This window comes from Mycobacterium sp. IDUB_36, from assembly GCF_055419225.1.
The window spans coordinates 3355499-3374263 of the sequence record NZ_JBVAXH010000001.1 but is presented as its reverse complement, the minus strand read 5'-3'; the positions used below and the strand labels follow the sequence as shown (position 1 = coordinate 3374263).

13 protein-coding genes are annotated in these 18765 nt (G+C 68.4%); 6 read left to right on the top strand and 7 right to left on the bottom strand.

Translation table 11 applies throughout. The annotated features are described in order from the left end of the window. From ACZYW1_RS16760 to ACZYW1_RS16735, 6 genes are all read left to right on the top strand, one after another. Complete coding sequence (locus tag ACZYW1_RS16760; RefSeq protein WP_463787307.1) at window positions 1-909, top strand: potassium-transporting ATPase subunit C; 909 nt, start codon at window positions 1-3, stop codon at window positions 907-909. 44 nt (window positions 910-953) lie between these two features. Next, a complete protein-coding gene (locus ACZYW1_RS16755) occupies window positions 954-3503 on the top strand; it encodes a DUF4118 domain-containing protein (RefSeq protein ID WP_463787862.1) in 2550 nt (849 codons plus the stop codon). Next, window positions 3503-4183: a response regulator gene (locus ACZYW1_RS16750; RefSeq protein ID WP_463787305.1), complete on the top strand. Its 681-nt coding sequence runs from the start codon at window positions 3503-3505 to the stop codon at window positions 4181-4183. Before ACZYW1_RS16755 ends, ACZYW1_RS16750 begins: the two co-directional genes overlap by 1 nt. Before the next feature lie 162 nt (window positions 4184-4345). Further along, a complete protein-coding gene (locus ACZYW1_RS16745; RefSeq protein WP_463787304.1) occupies window positions 4346-6139 on the top strand; it encodes an NAD-binding protein in 1794 nt (597 codons plus the stop codon). A gap of 616 nt (window positions 6140-6755) precedes the next feature. Next, window positions 6756-8138, top strand: coding sequence for a PPE family protein, SVP subgroup (locus tag ACZYW1_RS16740; RefSeq protein WP_463787303.1), 1383 nt, complete (start codon window positions 6756-6758; stop codon window positions 8136-8138). Between the two features lie 71 nt (window positions 8139-8209). After that, a complete protein-coding gene (locus tag ACZYW1_RS16735) occupies window positions 8210-9607 on the top strand; it encodes a PPE family protein (RefSeq protein WP_463787302.1) in 1398 nt (465 codons plus the stop codon). 1 nt (window position 9608) lies between these two features. On the opposite strand, the gene ACZYW1_RS16730 is transcribed toward ACZYW1_RS16735, so the two are convergent. The 7 genes from ACZYW1_RS16730 to mfd form a co-directional block, all read right to left on the bottom strand. Beyond that, entirely contained in the window at window positions 9609-10550 is a 942-nt protein-coding gene (locus ACZYW1_RS16730) for a Ppx/GppA phosphatase family protein (RefSeq protein WP_463787301.1), read from the bottom strand. After that, window positions 10547-11041, bottom strand: coding sequence for a DUF501 domain-containing protein (locus ACZYW1_RS16725; RefSeq protein ID WP_463787300.1), 495 nt, complete (start codon window positions 11039-11041; stop codon window positions 10547-10549). Before ACZYW1_RS16725 ends, ACZYW1_RS16730 begins: the two co-directional genes overlap by 4 nt. Then, the gene (locus tag ACZYW1_RS16720) at window positions 11034-11678 is read right to left on the bottom strand and encodes an FtsB family cell division protein (protein ID WP_463787299.1); all 645 of its coding nucleotides are present in this window, start codon (window positions 11676-11678) and stop codon (window positions 11034-11036) included. The genes ACZYW1_RS16725 and ACZYW1_RS16720 overlap by 8 nt, the downstream gene beginning before the upstream one ends. Before the next feature lie 18 nt (window positions 11679-11696). Then, window positions 11697-12977 carry a phosphopyruvate hydratase gene (eno, locus tag ACZYW1_RS16715; RefSeq protein ID WP_463787298.1) on the bottom strand — a complete coding sequence of 427 codons (1281 nt, stop codon included), beginning with the start codon at window positions 12975-12977 and terminating at the stop codon, window positions 11697-11699. A 60-nt stretch (window positions 12978-13037) separates the two neighbouring features. Then, on the bottom strand, window positions 13038-13790 hold the full coding sequence (locus tag ACZYW1_RS16710; RefSeq protein ID WP_463787297.1) for a lytic transglycosylase domain-containing protein: 753 nt from the start codon (window positions 13788-13790) through the stop codon (window positions 13038-13040). A gap of 196 nt (window positions 13791-13986) precedes the next feature. Next, window positions 13987-14988: a nucleoside triphosphate pyrophosphohydrolase gene (locus ACZYW1_RS16705; RefSeq protein WP_463787296.1), complete on the bottom strand. Its 1002-nt coding sequence runs from the start codon at window positions 14986-14988 to the stop codon at window positions 13987-13989. A gap of 52 nt (window positions 14989-15040) precedes the next feature. Then, window positions 15041-18691, bottom strand: coding sequence for a transcription-repair coupling factor (mfd, locus tag ACZYW1_RS16700; RefSeq protein ID WP_463787295.1), 3651 nt, complete (start codon window positions 18689-18691; stop codon window positions 15041-15043). Window positions 18692-18765: the final 74 nt, after the last annotated feature.

The window sequence follows — 18765 nt, the reverse complement described above, 5'->3', positions numbered from 1 at the left end:
ATGAACCTCTCGAACGTGCTTCGGCAGCACTGGGCGGCGTTGCGCGCGCTGTTGGCGTTGACAGTGATCACCGGCGTCGCCTACCCGCTGGTCGTCTGGGGCATCGCGCAGCTTCCCGGCCTGCAACACAAGGCGGACGGCTCGATCCTCACCAGCAACGGAAAGGCCGTGGGTAGCAAGCTGATCGGGCAGTCGTTCACCGACGCGAACGGCAACCCGCTGCCCCGGTACTTCCAGAGCCGACCCTCGGCTGCCGGCGCGGGCTACGACCCCACCGCATCGGGCGGCAGCAATCTGGGCCCGGAGAGCATCGTCGACACTCCGGCGGACCCATCCGGCGCCGGCTTCAAGCCCAGCCTGCTGACCCAGGTCTGCTCGCGCAGTCTGGCGATCGGCCACCTCGAGAAGGTCGATGGCGCACGGCCGTTCTGCACCGGTGGCGGAGTCGGCGCGGTGCTCTCGGTGATCGGCCCGCGCGATCGAACCGGAGACGTCGTCCATCCCGTCACGGTGGTGAGTGTCAACGAGCCGTGCTCTAAGCCCGGGAGCCCGCCGACCGCGGTGTTCCAGCGTCTCTACCGGGGCGTCGTGGTTCAGTGCGCGCAAAACGGCCGCGACTATTCAGCCGGCCGGCTCGTCCCGATCCGCGGGTCGGCACCCGAACAACCGGAGGTGCCGGCCGATGCGGTCACCGCAAGCGCCAGCGGACTGGATCCCGACATCTCCCCCGCCTACGCCGAGTTGCAGGTGGCCCGGGTGGCCCGGGCGCGTGGCGTGAGTGTCGGGCAGGTGCGCGACGCCGTGCGGCACAACCAGCATGGCCGTTTGCTCGGGTTCGTCGGCGAACCGGTGGTCAACGTCCTGGCGGTCAACCTCGAACTCGATCGTCAGTCACCCGCGAGGTCCTGACCCTGCCGAGGGATGATGGCGAGGTGACCTCTACCAACGAGCCGGTGACCTACGACGATCCGCTGGCTCACCGTGTGCATTCGCAGCGACGCGGTGAGCTGCGCATCTACCTCGGCGCGGCGCCCGGTGTCGGCAAGACGTGCGCCATGCTCGGCGAGGCGCACCGACGGCTCGAACGCGGGACCGATGTCGTGGCCGCCGTCGTCGAGACGCACGGCCGGAAGAAGGTCGGCGAACTCCTCGAAGGCATCGAAGTCATCCCGCCGCATTACATCTCCTACCGTGGCAGCACCTTTCCCGAGCTCGACATCGACGCCGTGCTGGCCCGCAAACCGGAAGTCGCACTCGTCGATGAGTACGCCCACAGCAACATTCCGGGCAGCACTCACCAAAAGCGCTGGGAGGACATCGAAGCGCTGCTGGACGCGGGCATCACGGTGATCTCCACCCTCAACGTCCAGCACCTGGAGAGCCTCAACGACGTCGTCGCGCAAATCACCGGTGTCGAGCAGCGGGAGACCGTGCCGGATGAGATCGTCCGGAAAGCGGCCCAGATCGAGCTGGTCGACATCACCCCGGAAGCATTGCGGCGCAGGCTGGCTCACGGAAACGTCTACCCTTCCGAGCGGATCGACGCCGCGCTGACCAATTACTTCCGCGCCGGCAACCTGACCGCACTGCGCGAGATCGCGCTGCTGTGGCTGGCCGACCAGGTCGACTCCGCGCTGGCGAAATACCGCGCCGACAAGAAGATCACTGACACCTGGGAAGCCCGCGAGCGGGTGGTCGTCGCGGTGACGGGCGGACCCGAGTCGGAAACGTTGGTGCGCAGGGCATCTCGCATCGCGTCCAAATCCAGCGCGCAACTGATGGTGGTGCACGTCGTCCGCGGTGACGGGCTGTCGGCGGTGTCGCCACGGGAGATGAGCAAGGTGCGCGAGCTGGCCGGCAGCATCGGGGCCACCGTGCACGTCGTTGTCGGCGACGACGTTTCCGGCGCGCTCCTCGATTTCGCCCGCGAGACCAACGCCACCCAGTTGGTGCTGGGCAGCTCGCGACGTTCGCGGTGGGCCAGCGTGTTCAGCGAGGGCATCGGCGCGACCACCATCAAGAACTCCGGCAAGATCGACGTCCACATGGTCAGCCACGAGGCGGCCAATCGCGGTCTCGCGATGTCGGCGATCTCGCCGCGCGCCCGCCAGGTGATGTCCTGGCTGGCGGCCATTGTGCTGCCGCTGGCGATCCTGGCGGTCACCACGCGGCTGGATCCGACCCTGGACATCGGCGGGAAGTCCGCCCTGTTCTTCGCCGGAATCGTCGGTGTCGCGCTGTTCGGCGGCGTATCGCCCGCGCTGCTGGCCGGGGTGCTTTCGGGCGTACTGCTGGACTACTTCCATACCGAGCCGCGGTACTCCTTCGCGGTCACCAGCAAAAGCAATATTTTGACCGTTGTCCTGCTCCTCGGGGTCGCGATGGCGATCGCGGTGCTGGTGGACGCCGCGGCCAGCCGCGCCCGGGAAGCCCGGCGCGCCAGCCAGGAGGCCGAGCTGCTGTCGCTGTTCGCGGCATCGGTGCTGCGCGGGGCCGACCTCAACGCACTGCTCGAGCGGGTTCGCGAGGCCTACTCGCAGCGATCGGTCTGCCTGGTCCGCGAGGTGGACGGTCGGCTGGTCCCGGTCGCCGGAATCGGCACCGAGTCGTGCGTGACGGTCGATTCCGCCGACACCGCGGTCAAGGTCGGCGACGAGGAGTTCTGGATGTTGATGACCGGGCGGGGGCTGACCGGCCGCGACCGCCGGGTGCTGTCGGTGGTGGCGACGCAGGCGGCCGGACTGGTCAAGCGGGGCGAGCTCGCCGAGGAGGCCGGAAAGGTCAAGTCGCTGGCCGAGGCCGACGAGCTGCGCCGGCTGCTGCTGTCGGCACTCGGCCATGACCTGCGGACCCCGCTGACCGCGGCCAAGGCGGCGGCGTCCAGTCTGCGCGCCGAGGACGTCTGGTTCTCGCCGGAAGACACCGGTGAATTGCTGGCCACCGTCGAGGAGTCGGTCGATCAGCTGACCCTGCTGGTGGCCAACCTGCTCGACTCGTCCCGACTGGCGGCCGGCGTGGTGCGACCCGAGCTGACCGAGGTCTACCTCGAGGAGGTGGTGCAGCGGGCACTGGTCGGCATCGGCGGGCGCAGCACGATCTACGGCCGCGCCAGCATCGACCGGGTCAAGGTCGAGGTCGGCGGGACGGTGGCGATGGGTGACGCCGGCCTGCTGGAACGGGTGCTGTCCAACGTGATCGACAACGCGCTGCGCTACGCGCCCGGCAGCATCGTGCGGGTCAACGCCGGTCAGGTCGGACCACGGGTGCTGATCAACGTCGTCGACGACGGTCCCGGGGTGTCCAAGGGTGCCGCCGAGCAGATGTTCCAGCCGTTCCAGCGACTCGGCGATTTCGACACCACGACCGGACTCGGGCTCGGCCTGTCGGTGGCCAAGGGATTCGTCGAGGCAATGGACGGCACCGTCACCGCCAGCGACACACCGGGCGGGGGGCTGACCATCCTGGTGGATCTGGCCGCACCGCTGCGGGGGCAGCAGTCCTGATGACGCGAGTACTGGTGGTGGACGACGATCCTCAGCTGCTGCGGGCGCTTCGGATCAACCTGTCGGTCCGCGGCTACGAGGTGCTGACCGCGCCGACCGGATCGCGGGCACTGACCGTCGCTGCCGAGCATCCGCCCCAGGTGGTGATCCTGGATCTGGGTATGCCGGACATGTCGGGCATCGAGGTGCTGGGCGGCCTGCGCGGCTGGCTGAGCGCCCCGGTGATCGTGCTGTCGGCGCGCACCGATTCTTCCGACAAGGTCGAGGCGCTCGACGCCGGCGCCGACGACTACATGACCAAGCCGTTCGGGATGGACGAGCTGCTGGCCCGGCTGCGCGCCGCGGTGCGGCGGGCGGCGGTGGCCACCGGGGCGGACAATCCGGTGGTCGAGACCAGGTCGTTTCTCGTCGACCTCTCGGCCAAGAAGGTCATCAAGAACGGTGCCGAAGTCCATCTCACCCCCACCGAGTGGGGCATGCTGGAGATGCTGGTGCGTAACCGCGGCAAGCTGGTCGGCCGCGAAGAGTTGCTCCGCGAGGTGTGGGGACCCAAGTACGCGACGGAAACCCATTATCTCCGTGTGTTTCTCGCGCAATTGCGCCGCAAGCTCGAAGACGACCCCTCACACCCGGCCCACCTGCTGACCGAGGCGGGAATGGGATATCGCTTCGAGGTCTGAAAGCCGTTGCACCAGAGCGGCTTACGCCGTCAGCCGGCGACCCGGGCCGATGCCAGCAAAATCCCGCGTAGTGGCCGGGACACGTAAACCCGTGGTGTAACCTGTTTCAAGAACGGCGATAGCAAAGCCGGTATGCACCCGTGCAGAGTGGCGGACGAAAACATGCAGCATCACATCATCGTCAGCGGTGACGATGCGCTGGCCACCACCATCATCGAGGAGCTGGAGAGCGCCGGCGTGCCCGTCGTCCGGCTGGGCAACGACGACCTCACCCCGGTCTGCGAAAAGCTGGAGAATGCCGAGATCGCCGATGCGCTCGCCGTCGTGTGCGCGGGTGAGGACGACGCGGCCAATCTCGAAATCGCCTTGCTGGCAAGGAGGTCCAACCCATCCGTACGCGTTGTGGCCAGGCTGGCGAACGACGTGCTGCGGGCGGCTGTGGCCGCCGACAACGGCCCAGGGGCAATCTTGGACGTCGCCGAACTGACCGCCGGATCGGTCGTCGAAGCCTGCCTGGCCCGCCGAACCCACCCGTTCGAGGCGGCCGGGACCCAGTTCCTGGTCTCGGGCAGCGAAGCGCCGCGGGCCGCCACCCTGCGCGAGATCTACGGGGACCTGGCTCCAGTTGCGATCATCCACGGCGAGAACTCGTCGACCCCGGGCGAGATCGAAGTGTGCCCGACCCGCAACCAGCGGGTGCTTGCCGGCGACCGCGCGGTGATGATCGGTACGGCCGACGAGTCCGCCGAGCGCGGCCTCAAGATACGACGTCCGGTGCGGACACGGTCACAGCGGCTGGGAGTGCGACGGGCACTTGACGCCGTCCGCACCGTCGTTAACGACTTCAACCCGGCCTTCTACCCCGCTCTGGCGGCCGCCTTGACCCTCGTCGTCATCTCGATGTTGTTGCTGCGCTTCAACTATCAGCACCCGCGGATGTCCTGGGTCGACGCGCTGTACTTCACCATCGAGACGATCACGACGACGGGCTACGGGGACTTCAGCTTCGCCCATCAGGAAACCTGGCTGCGCATGTTCGCCGCGATGTTGATGTTCGGCGGAGCCACCACCATCGCCCTGCTGGTGGCGTTCATCGCCGACGTGCTGCTGTCCCGTCGTTTCGTCTTCGCCTCGGCGCGACCCCGGATGCGCCACCTGCGCAACCACGTCATCGTCGTCGGGCTCAGCGCCCTCGGGATGAGGGTGATCGCCGACCTGGTCGAAGCGGGCCACGACGTCGCGGTGATCGAGATCAACGAGGACAACCGGTTCCTGTCGGCGGCGCGGGCGCTGGACGTGCCGGTGATTTTCGGCGACGCGACTCTGGTCCAGACGTTGAACGCGGCGCGAGTCGACAGGGCGCGAGCGGTAGCGGTGCTGACCCGCGACGACATGATCAACATCGAGACCGGCATCGTGCTGGCCGAAATGCTCGGCCCCCGGGTGATGCCGGAGATCAACCGGCGCGCGGAGGTGTCGGTCGTGCTGCGGGTGTACGACCGGGCCCTGGGTTTGGCGGTCGCGCAGCGGTTCGGCTTCGAGAACGTCCGCTCCTCGGTGGCGCTGGCCGCACCGTGGTTCATCGGCGCCGCGATGGGCGTGGAGGTGCTGGGCACCTTCTCGATCGGCCAGAGCTCGTTCATGGTCGGCGCGATGCTGGTGGCCGAGGGCAGCGAGCTCGACGGGCTGCCGATGGGCGACCTGTCACCCAGGACGCGGGTGATCGCGATCTGCCGGCAGGACTCCCCCATCGACCTGCACCCCCGTCACGAGAACCAGCTGCGCGACGGCGACACCGTCTACCTGGTCGGCCCTTACCGAGATCTGGTGGCCACTCTGCGCAAAGGACTGCCGCCACGGCACGCGGTGGCCGCCGAGGAGCCCACCGACGACGTCGCCGCAGCACCCGAAACCCCGGCGGACATCAGCGCCGGCCGTCGGGCCCGGACCGGCTGAGCGCCCGCCCGAGCAAACATTCCGTACAACATCCTGACGGAAAGCTGGCAACTCGCTGGAGAGGCAGCTCCCGCCGCGAGACTATGCCGCTGACCGCTTAGTATCAGGCCCTGGCGCGCACGTGGGAGCGCAAAAACAGACGTCGACAACTCGGTGAACCTGAGAAATACAAAGGATAAACCTGATAGATATCGTTGATTGCTGGCGCGCCTAGTCGGTACGCGGCGACGACGAATTGTGTATCGCCGGTCAAAATCCGATAATGACTTGTCTACCGGCCAAGATAGCGCGCTGGTGGATGTGGTGTTCACCACTCGGCGCCAGATATCACGCGGTTTGCTCGACCATTGTCCGAAAGGCTCGACCGTTGTCGGAAAGGAAGGCCATGCTTTCGGGGAGCGCTGAGCCGGAATGTCGCCGGCGCCTGACCGCGTCCAGCGACGCGGCCATCGGCGCGGACGGATGCACCTCGAGAGCCACCACAATTTCGACGCCGGCTGACGACGCGCCGGGAACGCAAGCGACAACGGTCGCCGCACGTGCCACCATTCACCCGACGGTGACAGCTGGGTGCTGGGCCGGCTCGACCGCGGTGAATTAGAGGGGTCGGCGAGCAATGGATTTCGCGAATTACCCACCGGAAGTCAACTCCGCCCGCATGTACGCCGGCGCGGGAGCGGGACCGATGCTGGCCGCCGCCGCAGCCTGGGACACGCTGGCCAGCGAACTTCATTCCGCGGCCAACTCGTATCAGTCCGTGGTGTCCGGACTGACTGCCGGCCAGTGGCTGGGTCCGGCCTCGGCGTCGATGAGTGCGGCGGCCGCGTCGTACGCGGCGTGGCTGCGGGCCACCGCCGCGCAGGTCGAGGAGACCGGTGCACAGGCCAAGTCCGCGGCCGCGGCCTACCAGGCTGCATTTTCGGCGACCGTGCCCCCGCCGATGGTGGCGGCCAACCGCAGCCTGCTGACCACCCTCATCGCCACCAATCTGTTCGGCCGCAACACCCAGGCGATCGCCGCCAACGAGGCGCAGTACAGCGAGATGTGGGCGCAGGACGCCGCGGCGATGTACGGCTACGCGGCATCGTCGGCATCGGCCACCCAGCTCACGCCGTTCAACCCGCCTCAGCAGAACACCAACCCCGGCGGGGCGGCCAACCAGGCGGCCGCCGTCGGCCAGGCCACCGGAACCGCTGCCGGCAACGCCCAGAGCGCCGTTCAACAGGCGTTCTCCGCCGTCCCCAGCGCCCTGTCCAGCGCCGCCGCCGCGCCCGCCGCCGCAGGCGACCCGCTGGGCACGCTCAGCGACCTGATCGCGATCTTCTTGGACGTGCCGGCCAACATCGCGACATTCACCGCCGACATACCGCTGGGCACCCTCAGTGTGGTCGCACTTCCCTTCGACGTCATCGGCGCGCTGACCGGTCAACACACCGACCGGATCGTGAGCGGCTGGAACGGGCAGGAGCCATGGCCCAGCGTCGGACCCGCTCCGGTGCAGCCGTTCCCGGCACCCCTGCTCAATTTGCCGGCCGGCACGGTGCCGTCGCCCCGGCTGTCGGCCGGTCTCGGCGAGGCGAACACCGTCGGCGGCCTGTCGGTGCCTCCGAGTTGGACTGTCGCCACCCCTGCGGTCAAACCGACCGCCGTGACCTTGCCGGCCTTGCCGGCCGCAACCGTCGCCGGCGAATCACTGTCCGGCGCATCGGGAAGCGCCTTGAGCGAAATGGCCCTGACCGGGATGGCCGGCCGGGCCATGGCCGGGACAGTCGGCACCGGCGTCAGCCGTGCCCGCGGTGTAGTGGCTCGGCCCAGTGATGCGCCAAAGAGCAATGACCGCAAGGTAACTGGTGGCGACGACGAGACGGCGCCCGCCAAACCGCGGAGCGTGGTCACCGGTGTCGCGGCCGAACTGCGTGAGTTCACCAAGCTTCGCGACGAAGGAATCCTCACCGACGAGGAATACACCGAGCAGAAGAACCGCCTGCTTGGCCGCTGAGACGCCCACCGCCATCTGGCGGCATTGTCAGTTGTCAGGCCGCGTCATAGAGACAAAGGGAATGCGCAGCAATGGATTTCGGGTTCTATCCGCCGGAGGTAAACTCCGGCCGGATGTATTCCGGTCCGGGATCGGGGCCGATGCTGGCCGCTGCGCAGGCCTGGATGGCGCTGGCCGACGAGCTGTACACCGCGGCCGGCGGCTACCAGTCGGTGGTGTCGGAGCTGACGTCCGGGGAATGGTCGGGGCCGTCGTCGGCGACGATGAGTGCCGCGGCAGCCACTTTCGTCGAATGGCTCAGCGCCACCGCCGCGCAGGCTGAACAATCCGCGACCCAGGCGAACGCGGCGGCGGCCGGCTACGAGACGGCGTTCGCGATGACCGTGCCGCCTCCGGTGATTGCGGCCAACCGCAGCCTGCTGGCAACGCTAATTGCGACCAACTTCCTGGGTCAGAACACGCCGGCGATCGCGGCCACCGAGATCCAGTACGCCGAGATGTGGGCGCAAGACGCCGCGGCGATGTACGGCTACGCGGCGTCCTCGGCGTCCGCGACGTCCCTGACACCTTTCACCGAACCGCAGCAGAGCACCGATCCCGGCTCCTCAGCGAGTCAGGCCGCCGCGGTCGGCCAGGCCACCAATACCGCGGCCGGGCAGGCGCAAAGCGCCGTTTCGTCTGTGCAGCAGAGCTTTTCCGCGGTACCCAATGCGCTGCAAAGTCTGGCGACATCCGACTCGGCCACCGGCACCGCGGCAGCGGGCGATCCCCTGGGCACTTTGAGTGATCTCATCTCCATCTTCCTGTCCGCGCCCGCTGATGTCGCACTCTTCACCGCTGTCATACCGCAGAGCGTGATGGGAACCCTGGTGGATCTTCCCTTCGCCATCGTGGATTCGGAGACCGGCCAGCACACCGACGGGATCATCAGTAGCTGGAACGGCGAAGACGCGTACATCAGGCCAAGTGGTCTGCCGTCCAACGACTTTCCCGCGACCATCCTCAACCCCACCCCGAGCGCGCAGGGTGCCTTCGTGGCGGGCATGCAGGACGCGGAATCCATTGGCACCCTGTCGGTGCCGCGTAGTTGGACGGTGGCAGCCGGTGAAGTCAAGCCGACCGCGTTCAGCACTCCGCTCAGCGCCGCCAACGCCGCAGCCGCCCCGGCCGCCGAAGCCGGAGCGGCGAACACGGTCAACCAGATGGGGATCAGTGGGATAGCCGGACAAGCCATGGCGGGCTCGCCCGCAGCCGGCGCCGTCCATGAGGACAGCAGACCGGCTCGGCTGACGGGTGCCGACGACGCCGACGACGACGACACCGAGGTGACGCCGGCGCCGCGGTCCGTCATGACCGGCGTGGCCGCCGCGATCCGTGACATCGCCGAGCAGCGTGCCGCGGGTCGATTGAGCGAGCAGGACTACACCGAGCAGAAAAAGCAGCTGCTGAGAATCTCGTTCGGGCAGTAGATCATTCGCAGATCGACAGCGCGATGCCGTCCAAGATGTCGTGCTCGCTGACGGTCAACTCCTGGATACCGGCCCGCTCGCGCAGTGCGGTCGCCAGTTCCTCGATCACGATTGCGCCGCCGGCGATCACGTCGACCCGCCCCTCGTGCATGGGCCCCAGGGCGGCCCGCTGGGCGCGCGTCATGCCGATCAGGCCATCGCAGACGGTGAGCAACCGGTCCACGCCGACACGCGAAAGGTGAATGGCCGCCGAGTCATACGTCGTCATCTCGTGCGCGAGCGCCGCGACCGTCGTCATCGTGCCGGCCAATCCGACCCAGGTGCGTGCGCGTTCCACCGGCACGACGCGCAACGCCTCGCCGAGTCGTTCCCGCACCACCGCGCGCGCCGCGGCCACCTCGGCGGTGGTCGGCGGGTCGGAGTGCAGACAGCGCTCGGTCAGTCGCACGCAGCCGATGTCGGCCGAGAAGCTCGCCGCGACGGTGTCGGTTCCCACCACCACCTCGGTCGATCCGCCGCCCAGGTCGACGATGACGAATGGACCTGCGGCGGAATCCAATTCGCTGACCGCCCCGCGGAACGACAGCTCGGCCTCCTCCGCGCCGCTGATCACCTCGGCGACGGCGCCGTCCGCCACCTCGCCGAGCACCTCGGCCGTCATCGCGAAGAAGACGTCACGGTTGCCGGCGTCGCGGGTGGCCGACGTGGCAACCATCCGGATCCGGTCGACGCCGTTCGCGATGCACAACTGCGCGTAGTCCGCGAGCGCGGACCGGGTGCGCTGCAATGCTTCCGGTGCGAACTGTCCGGTGGCGTCGACACCCTGGCCGAGTCGCACGATACGCATCTCACGATGCACGTCGGTCAGCTGCCCGTCGGACGCGTCGGCGATCAGCAGTCGAATCGAGTTGGTGCCGCAGTCGACGGCGGCCAGGCGGGTCACGGTAGCCACTCCCCCGGGTCCAGGATGCCTGCCATCGACGGCTCGGTGGCCAGCACCGCCAGCGCCTCGTCGCCGAACGGGTTGACGCCCCGACCCTTGGCCAGCGAATGCGCGATCACCACGTGCAGGCACTTGACCCGGTCCGGCATGCCACCGCCGGAAAACGTGGTGCCCAACGGTTCGATGGCGTCGCGCTCGGCCAGGAAGGACTCGTGGGCGCGCCGGTAGGCGGCAGCCAGGTCGGCGTCGGAATGCAGACGCTGCGTCATCTCCCGCATCATCCCGGTGGTCTCCAACCGGCTCGCGGCCGCGGTCAGCGCCGGATGCGTCAGGTAATACAACGTCGGAAAGGGAGTTCCGTCAGGCAGTTTCGGAGATGTCGTGACCACGGCGGGTTCACCGTTGGGGCACCGGTAGGCGATCTCGATCACTCCGCGCGGCTCGCGGCCGAGCTGACGGGCGACCGCCTCCAGGTCGGCAGGATCAACCACCGGGCGGCGGGCTGTTCGGAGCCGGGGGTGGTGAAGGGGGCGGCGCGGGCGCCGGTGCGCCGTGCGGACTGTCGGCGATGGTGTGCCACAGCGAGGTGTACCACGGGTCGTTGCTGGGCGCCGTCTTCGGCTGCGAGCCCGGGTCGGTCGGCAGCGCCGCGCCGGGGGGCAGTTGAACCTGGTAGGGGATCTCGCCGGGCATGACGAACCCGAGCCGCTCGCGCGCCTGTGCGGCGATGAACGCGGGGTCGCCGAGTTTGCCCTTCTGTTGCTCCAGCTCGGAGATCTGTTGGCGCAGAGCCGATTCCGATGCTGCAAGCTGCTTCATCTCGGTGCGTTGCGCGAAGTAGGTGCGGACCGGACCGGCGATGGTCAAGGTGAGCACACAGATCACCGCCGCGAGGATCGCCGCCCGCCGAGCGGTCAGTCCGAGTCGCTGATCCGAGCGCTGCTCCGCCGACTCCGCGATCGCCTGTTTGATCGGTTCGACGACCTCGGGCATCGCCCGGGTCGACGTGGCCGGACCGCGTCGCGCCGCCGAGGACTTGCGCGGACGACCGCCCACCGAATCGCCGGCCCGACCGGGACGCGACGCCGGTGCGCGCCGCTTCGGTTCCGGCCGTTTCGATTCGGGCATCAGCAGTGACCTTCGGCCCTACGGCGTATACCGGGGGAACGCCAGGTCGCCGGCGTAACGGGCCGCGTCACCGAGAGCCTCTTCGATGCGCAGCAGCTGGTTGTACTTCGCCACCCGCTCGCTACGAGCCGGGGCACCGGTCTTGATCTGACCGCTGCCGACCGCGACCGCGAGGTCGGCGATCGTGGTGTCTTCGGTCTCGCCGCTGCGGTGGCTCATCATCGTCCGGTAGCCGCTATGGTGCGCCAGCGCGACCGCATCGAGCGTCTCGGTGAGCGTGCCGATCTGATTGACCTTGACCAACAAGGCATTCGCGGCACCCTTGTCGATCCCCTCTTCCAACCGTTCGGGATTGGTGACGAACAGGTCATCGCCAACGATCTGGACCCGGTCGCCGATGGCGTTGGTCAGGCCCACCCAGCCGTCCCAATCATCCTCGGACAGCGGATCTTCGATGGACACCAGCGGGTAGGCGTCGAGCAGTTCGGCGTAGAACTGCGCCATCTCGTCGGCGCTGCGGGTCTTCTTCTCGAACTGGTATCCGGTTCCGTCGGTGTAGAACTCGGTCGCCGCGACGTCGAGCGCCAACGCCACGTCGGCGCCCAGCTTCAGGCCGGTGGACTCGATGGCCGCGCTGATCACGTCGAGTGCGGCCTTGGTTCCGGCCATGTCGGGCGCGAAGCCGCCTTCGTCGCCCAGCCCGGTGGACAGCCCCTGCTTCTTCAGCGCGGACTTCAGTGCGTGGTAGACCTCGGCACCCCAGCGCAACGACTCGTAGAAGCTCGGCGCGCCGATCGGCGCCACCATGAACTCCTGGACGTCGACGGCGGTGTCGGCGTGCGCGCCGCCGTTGAGAATGTTCATCATCGGCACGGGCAGGATGTGCGCATTGGGTCCGCCTAGATAGCGGAACAGCGGCAGCTCCGCCGAGTCGGCGGCGGCCTTGGCCACGGCGAGGGAGACGCCGAGGATGGCGTTGGCGCCGAGTCGGGACTTGTCCGGAGTGCCGTCCAGGTCGAGCAGCGCCTGGTCGACCAGTCGCTGGTCGTCGGCGTTGAGCCCGATCACCGCCGGAGCGATCTCGTCGAGCACAGCCTGCACGGCCTTCCTGACACCCTTGCCGCCGTACCGTTCGCCGCCATCGCGCAGCTCGACCGCCTCGTGCTCGCCGGTCGACGCGCCGGAGGGCACCGCGGCCCGCGCGAACGTCCCGTCGATCAGGGCCACCTCGACCTCGACGGTCGGGTTGCCGCGGGAATCGAGGATCTCGCGGGCCCCGACCTGCTCGATAATCGGCACTGGTTCTCCTTGAGTCGTGAGGGTTACGGCCTCGCCTAGCCTAGAGAGCCTAAAGCCTGTTCAGAGGGAGTGCCCTGCGGCATAGGCGGTAGCCGCGTCGCGAACGGCGCGAGCGTAGACGTCGGAGTCGTTGTAGGCCCACAGCGCCGTAGTCCACCCGCGGGCGGTCGCCAGATCCTTCCCACGCCAGCACAAATAGCCTGCCGCGGACAAAGCGGCGTCGTCGATGTTGTCGACGTCGATTTTGCCGTCGTTGTTGGCGTCCACGCCGTACTCGCGCCAGGTCTCGGGAATGAACTGCATGGGACCCATCGCGCGGACGGTGTCCGGCTCGCCGTCCATCCCACCCGGCTGGTTGCCGAGGATGCGCGGCTCGTTGTCGATGATGCGCATGGTGCCGTTGGTCCCGTCGAGCACCACCCCCCGAATCGGCGGGCGGACATCGCCGTTGGGGAACAAGGTCGCGTGGTGATAGGTCCCGTGATGGCTTTCCACCTGCCCGATGCCGGCCAGCGTCGTCCAGGCGATGTGGCAGTTCGGGTTCTCCACCTCGGCAACCCGCGCTGCGTAGCCATAGGCCTCCAGCGCGGTCACCGGGATGTGCAGCGCCGGGGCGCGTTGCGCGGCCCAGGCGTGCAGCTGGTCAGCGGGCCGCCCTTTGGCATGGGTGTCGACCGGCGGCACGATCGCACCGGGTGGCGGCGGCACGCCCTTGGGTATGTAGGGACCGAGCTGCCAGCTGCAACTGGATGCCAAAAGCAGCGTCGTTGCGCCTACGACGGCCAACGCGCGCAGCCAGCGGACCCGCGACACAAGACTCCCTAAACACGACTTCCCACCCATGTTCCCACGGCCCTGGAGTGCCTCATCGGTCCACCGACGGCGGGTGCCGCGCTGATCACCGTTGTCCAGCGACGATGACCTGCGCCCGAGCCGAATCGAACCGATCTGCACCCGCACCTCCGGGCGTGTCGAACGTCACCCGTCTACGCGGGCGTCAATATGGCTTTCAGGCCTCGGGCTCCTCGTCGGCCTCGTCCGTCAGCGGATCGGGCAGGGGGTCGGATTGCGGTACCGCCCCGCCCGCCAGCCAACAGGCACGCCACTCGGCTTCGGTGATCGATCCGACCGGGGCGGTGTCCAGCTCGGTCGGGATGTCCCCCGAGCGACGTTCGGCGGCGACCGCCTTCTCGACCGCGCGCACGGTGTCCATGAACTCCAGTACCGCTGTGCGCAACGTGTCCTCGGCGTCGGTATCGACCGACACGCTGATCGAGGTGATGTTCGCCGGGATCAGGTCTGCCGGAAAACCGGCCTTGGTGACACGCTGAATCACTTTGTGCGCCAACGCCAAAGCCGGCTGGCCGGTGGGCACGTTGTCGACCACCGAGTTACGGGGCCTCTCCTGAGCTTTGCGCTCTTCCCACTGGGCCAACTGCTCGTCCAACGAAATCGTCTCTCCACCAAGCACTCCCGGAGCCCGGTTGCCGAGCTTGCGAAGCAATGCGTCGGCGACATCGTCGATGGAAAACGGATGTGCGGGGGCATCCTCGGCGATGCGTGCGTGGAACAGCACCTGCAGCAACACGTCACCGAGCTCGTCACGCAGAGCATCCGCGTCACCGCTACGGACGGCGTCGAACAGCTCGTACGTCTCCTCGACCAGGAAGCGGCGCAGCGAATCGTGGGTCTGCTCACTCTCCCACGGCCCGGCGGTACGCAACTTGTCCATCATCGCGACGGCGTCCAGCAACCGCTCCCCCGGCTGGCGGCCGGGCGCCGAGATCAGCCGCTCGCCGGCCGACAGCCGGGCGGTCACCGAGGGGTGGTCGGGATCGGAGGACAGCAGCACCGGGGCGTCCTCCCCGGTGTAGGCCGGACGCGCCGCCGGCAGCGACCAGGGCACCGCGATCGGCATCTCCTCGGTGTACTGCACCTCCCCGGAGAGCAGCTCGATGGCTTCCACCGGCACCAGCGACGGCCGTCGCGGGTCGACCAGGATGACCGTCATGGCCACCACTGCCCGGCCCCGGCGCGGCCGGGGACTGCGTCGTCGGAGGGGGTCATCGCGCTTGCCTCTCCTGTCTGGGTGCCGGTGTCTGGGTCGATTCTTCCGGTTTCCCGACCAGCGCGGCCACCAATTGGCCGACCATCTGAACCAATTCCAGATCGCGGATCCGTGGTGCACCCACCCCGCCGACCCGCGGAATCGGCACCTGGATGGTCGAGGTGGTGGCACGGTAGCGCGCACCCGGATAGCGGCGGGCCAGCCGCACCTGGGCCGAATCGGGCAACGTGAGCGGCGAGAGTCGCAGTGTGGCAGCGGATGCCGCGGAGACCTCGGTGATTCCCGCCGCGCGGCAGATCAGCCGAAGCCGCGCCACGGCGACCAACAGCTCGGCGGTTTCGGGCAACGTGCCGTACCGGTCGATCAGCTCCTCGACGACCGCGTCGATCCCGGCATCGTCGGCTGCGGCGGCCAACCGCCGATACCCCTCCAGCCGCAACCGGTCGCTCGGGATGTAGTCCGGGGGCAGATGGGCGTCGACCGGCAGGTCGATCCGAACGTCCTTGGGCTCCTCGGGGCTGACCACGGTCTGGCCGTCGGCCGCGGCCCGGTACGCCTCGACCGCCTCGCCGACCAGTCGGACATAGAGGTCGAAACCCACGCCGGCGACGTGGCCGGACTGTTCGGCGCCCAGCACGTTGCCGGCCCCCCGGATCTCCAGGTCCTTCATCGCCACCGCCATGCCGGCGCCCAGGTCGTTGTTCTGGGCGATCGTCGCCAACCGGTCGTAGGCCGTCTCGGTCAGCGGATTGTGTTGCGGATACAGGAAATATGCGTAGCCACGCTCGCGACTGCGGCCGACCCGGCCGCGCAGCTGATGCAGCTGGGACAGGCCGAAGGTGTCGGCCCGCTCGACGATCAGCGTGTTGGCGTTCGAGATGTCCAGGCCGGTCTCGACGATCGTGGTGCAGACCAGGATGTCGAACTCGCGGTTCCAGAATCCCTCGACGGTGGTCTCCAGCAGTTCTTCGGGCATCTGCCCGTGCGCCACCGCGACTTTGGCTTCCGGCACCAGATCCCGGACCCGCGCGGCGGCCGCGTCGATGGAGCTGACCCGGTTGTGCACGTAGAACGCCTGACCGTCACGCAGCAACTCCCGGCGCAGGGCCGCGCCGATCTGCTTGTCGTCCTGCGCTCCGACATAGGTCAGCACCGGGTAGCGCTCCTCGGGTGGCGTCAGGATCGTCGACATCTCCCGGATGCCGGCCAGGCTCATCTCCAGGGTGCGCGGGATCGGGGTGGCGCTCATCGTCAGGACGTCGACGTGGGTGCGCAGCGACTTGATGTGTTCCTTGTGCTCGACACCGAAGCGCTGCTCCTCATCGACGACCACCAGCCCGAGGTCCTTCCACCGCACCCCGGTCTGCAGCAGCCGGTGGGTGCCGATCACGATGTCGACCGTGCCGTCGGCCAATCCGTCGATGACAGAGCGGGATTCGGCCGGCTCGGTGAACCGGGACAGTCCCTTGATCCGGACCGGGAAACCGGCCATCCGCGCGGCGAACGTCTGCAGATGCTGATCGGCCAGCAGGGTGGTCGGCACCAGCACCGCGACCTGCTTACCGTCTTGGACCGCCTTGAACGCGGCCCGGACCGCGATCTCGGTCTTGCCGTAGCCGACGTCACCACAGATCACCCGGTCCATCGGGACCGGCTTTTCCATGTCGGACTTGACCTCGGTGATCGCCGTGAGCTGGTCGACGGTCTCGGTGAAACCGAACGCGTCCTCCATCTCGGCCTGCCACGGAGTGTCCGGTCCGAACGCGTGCCCCGCGGTGGCCTGCCGCTTGGCGTACAGCGCGACGAGCTCGCCCGCGATCTCCCGGACCGCTTTGCGCGCTTTCGTTTTGGTGTTGGTCCAGTCGCTGCCACCGAGCCGGCTCAGGGTCGGCGCCTGGCCACCGACATAGCGCGAGAGCTGATCCAGCGAATCCATCGGCACGTAGAGCTTGTCGGTCTCGTTGCGCCCCCGCTTGCTGGAGGAGTACTCCAGCACCAGGTATTCGCGACGCGCGCCACCGACCGTGCGTTCGGTCATCTCGACGAACCGGCCGATGCCGTGCTGGTCATGCACCACCAGGTCGCCGGCGGTCAGCGCCAGCGGATCGACGGTGTTACGGCGTTTGGCGGCAAGGCGTTTGCCGTCGGTGGCGGTCATCCGGTTACCGGTCAGGTCGGTCTCGGTGACGATCACCAGGCCGCCGTCCGGGAAGACGACACCGTCGTGCAGCGGGCCCTTGAGCACGCCGACGACGCCCGGTTTCGGCTCCGCGCCCGACTCCAACATCATTGCGGGCGTTTCGGATTCGGCCAGCTGCTCGACGACGCGATGCGCGGTCCCAGTGCCCGGCGCCACCACGACGGCGGACCCGCCGATGGCGACGTGCGCGCGCAGCATCGCGAAGATCGCCTCGACGCCGGCGACGGCGCTCTGCCGGTCCCGCACCGACGGCGCCGCCCGGATCTCGAGTTCGATCGACGACTCGTCGGACAGCTGCGACAGCGTCCACCACGGATGGCCGGTCTGGCGCGCGGCGTCGCGCACCACGTCGAGCCCACGAAAGCCCGAACCGCCGAGCTGTTCGACATCGATCGGTGAATCGCCACCGACGGCGGCCACCGACCACGACGCGTCGAGGAACTCACGGCCGGTCTTGATCAGGTCGGCGGCGCGGGTGCGGACCTTCTCCGGATCGCAGACCAGCACCGGGGTGCCGTCGGCCAGCTGATCGGTCAGCAGCGTCATGTCCTCAGGCCGTAACACCGGAAGCAGCGCCTCCATCCCGTCGACCGGGATGCCCTCGGCGAGCTTGGCCAGCATGTCGCCGGGGCCGCCGGTGATGCCGTGCTCGGGTGCCGGCTGCTGGGCGGCCAGCTCGGCCGCCCGGGCCCGCACATCGTCGGTCAGCAACAGCTCGCGGCAGGCGACCGCGACCACGGAGTCGACATCGATCTCCGGGATCGACCGCTGGTCGGCCACCGCGAACATCCGCATCTCACTGACCTCGTCGCCCCAGAACTCGACACGCACCGGGTGCTCGGCGGTCGGCGGGAAAACGTCGAGAATGCCACCGCGGACCGCGAATTCGCCCCGCTTGCCGACCATGTCGACCCGGGTGTAGGCCAGCTCGACCAGCCGGGTGATGACGTGTTCGAACGCCACCTCGCTGCCGAGCGACAGGGTCAGGGGCTCGGCCATGCCGAGCCGCGAGGCCATCGGCTGCAGCATCGACCGGACGGCGGTGACCACCACCTGCAGCGGCGGGCCGAGCCGGGTGTCCTGCGGGTGAGCCAGCCGGCGCAGCAGCATCATCCGGGCACCGACGGTGTCGACACCGGGCGAGAGCCGTTCGTGCGGCAGCGTCTCCCAGGACGGGAACATCGCCACCGCGTCGCCGAGCACGCCGCGTAGCTCGGCCGCGAGGTCGTCGGCCTCGCGCCCGGTCGCGGCCACCACCAGCAGCGGGCCCTGGCGCGCGAGAGCGGTGGCGACGAACAACCGCGCACTGGCGGGCCCGACCAACGCCAGTTCAGCCGGGCGATCGGCCGTCAGATCGATGAGTCGCTGCAGTGTCGGGACGCGTAGCGCCGCCTCCACCAGCCCCGCGATCGGGGTAGCGACAGACTCGGGCCCCGATGCGGTCATGATGCCGCCATCCTATTACTTACCACCTCGTCAATTTTGATCCAGCACCGTCAACTGCCGGTCACGGCATGACA

Excerpts from the sequence above, each read along its gene's own strand:
- mfd (WP_463787295.1), bottom strand. The coding sequence starts at position 18,691 with ATGACCGCATCGGGGCCCGAGTCTGTCGCTACCCCGATCGCGGGGCTG.
- ACZYW1_RS16760 (WP_463787307.1), top strand. The coding sequence starts at position 1 with ATGAACCTCTCGAACGTGCTTCGGCAGCACTGGGCGGCGTTGCGCGCG.
- ACZYW1_RS16740 (WP_463787303.1), top strand. The coding sequence starts at position 6,756 with ATGGATTTCGCGAATTACCCACCGGAAGTCAACTCCGCCCGCATGTAC.
- ACZYW1_RS16720 (WP_463787299.1), bottom strand. The coding sequence starts at position 11,678 with ATGCCCGAATCGAAACGGCCGGAACCGAAGCGGCGCGCACCGGCGTCG.
- ACZYW1_RS16750 (WP_463787305.1), top strand. The coding sequence starts at position 3,503 with ATGACGCGAGTACTGGTGGTGGACGACGATCCTCAGCTGCTGCGGGCG.
- ACZYW1_RS16745 (WP_463787304.1), top strand. The coding sequence starts at position 4,346 with ATGCAGCATCACATCATCGTCAGCGGTGACGATGCGCTGGCCACCACC.
- ACZYW1_RS16735 (WP_463787302.1), top strand. The coding sequence starts at position 8,210 with ATGGATTTCGGGTTCTATCCGCCGGAGGTAAACTCCGGCCGGATGTAT.
- ACZYW1_RS16705 (WP_463787296.1), bottom strand. The coding sequence starts at position 14,988 with ATGACGGTCATCCTGGTCGACCCGCGACGGCCGTCGCTGGTGCCGGTG.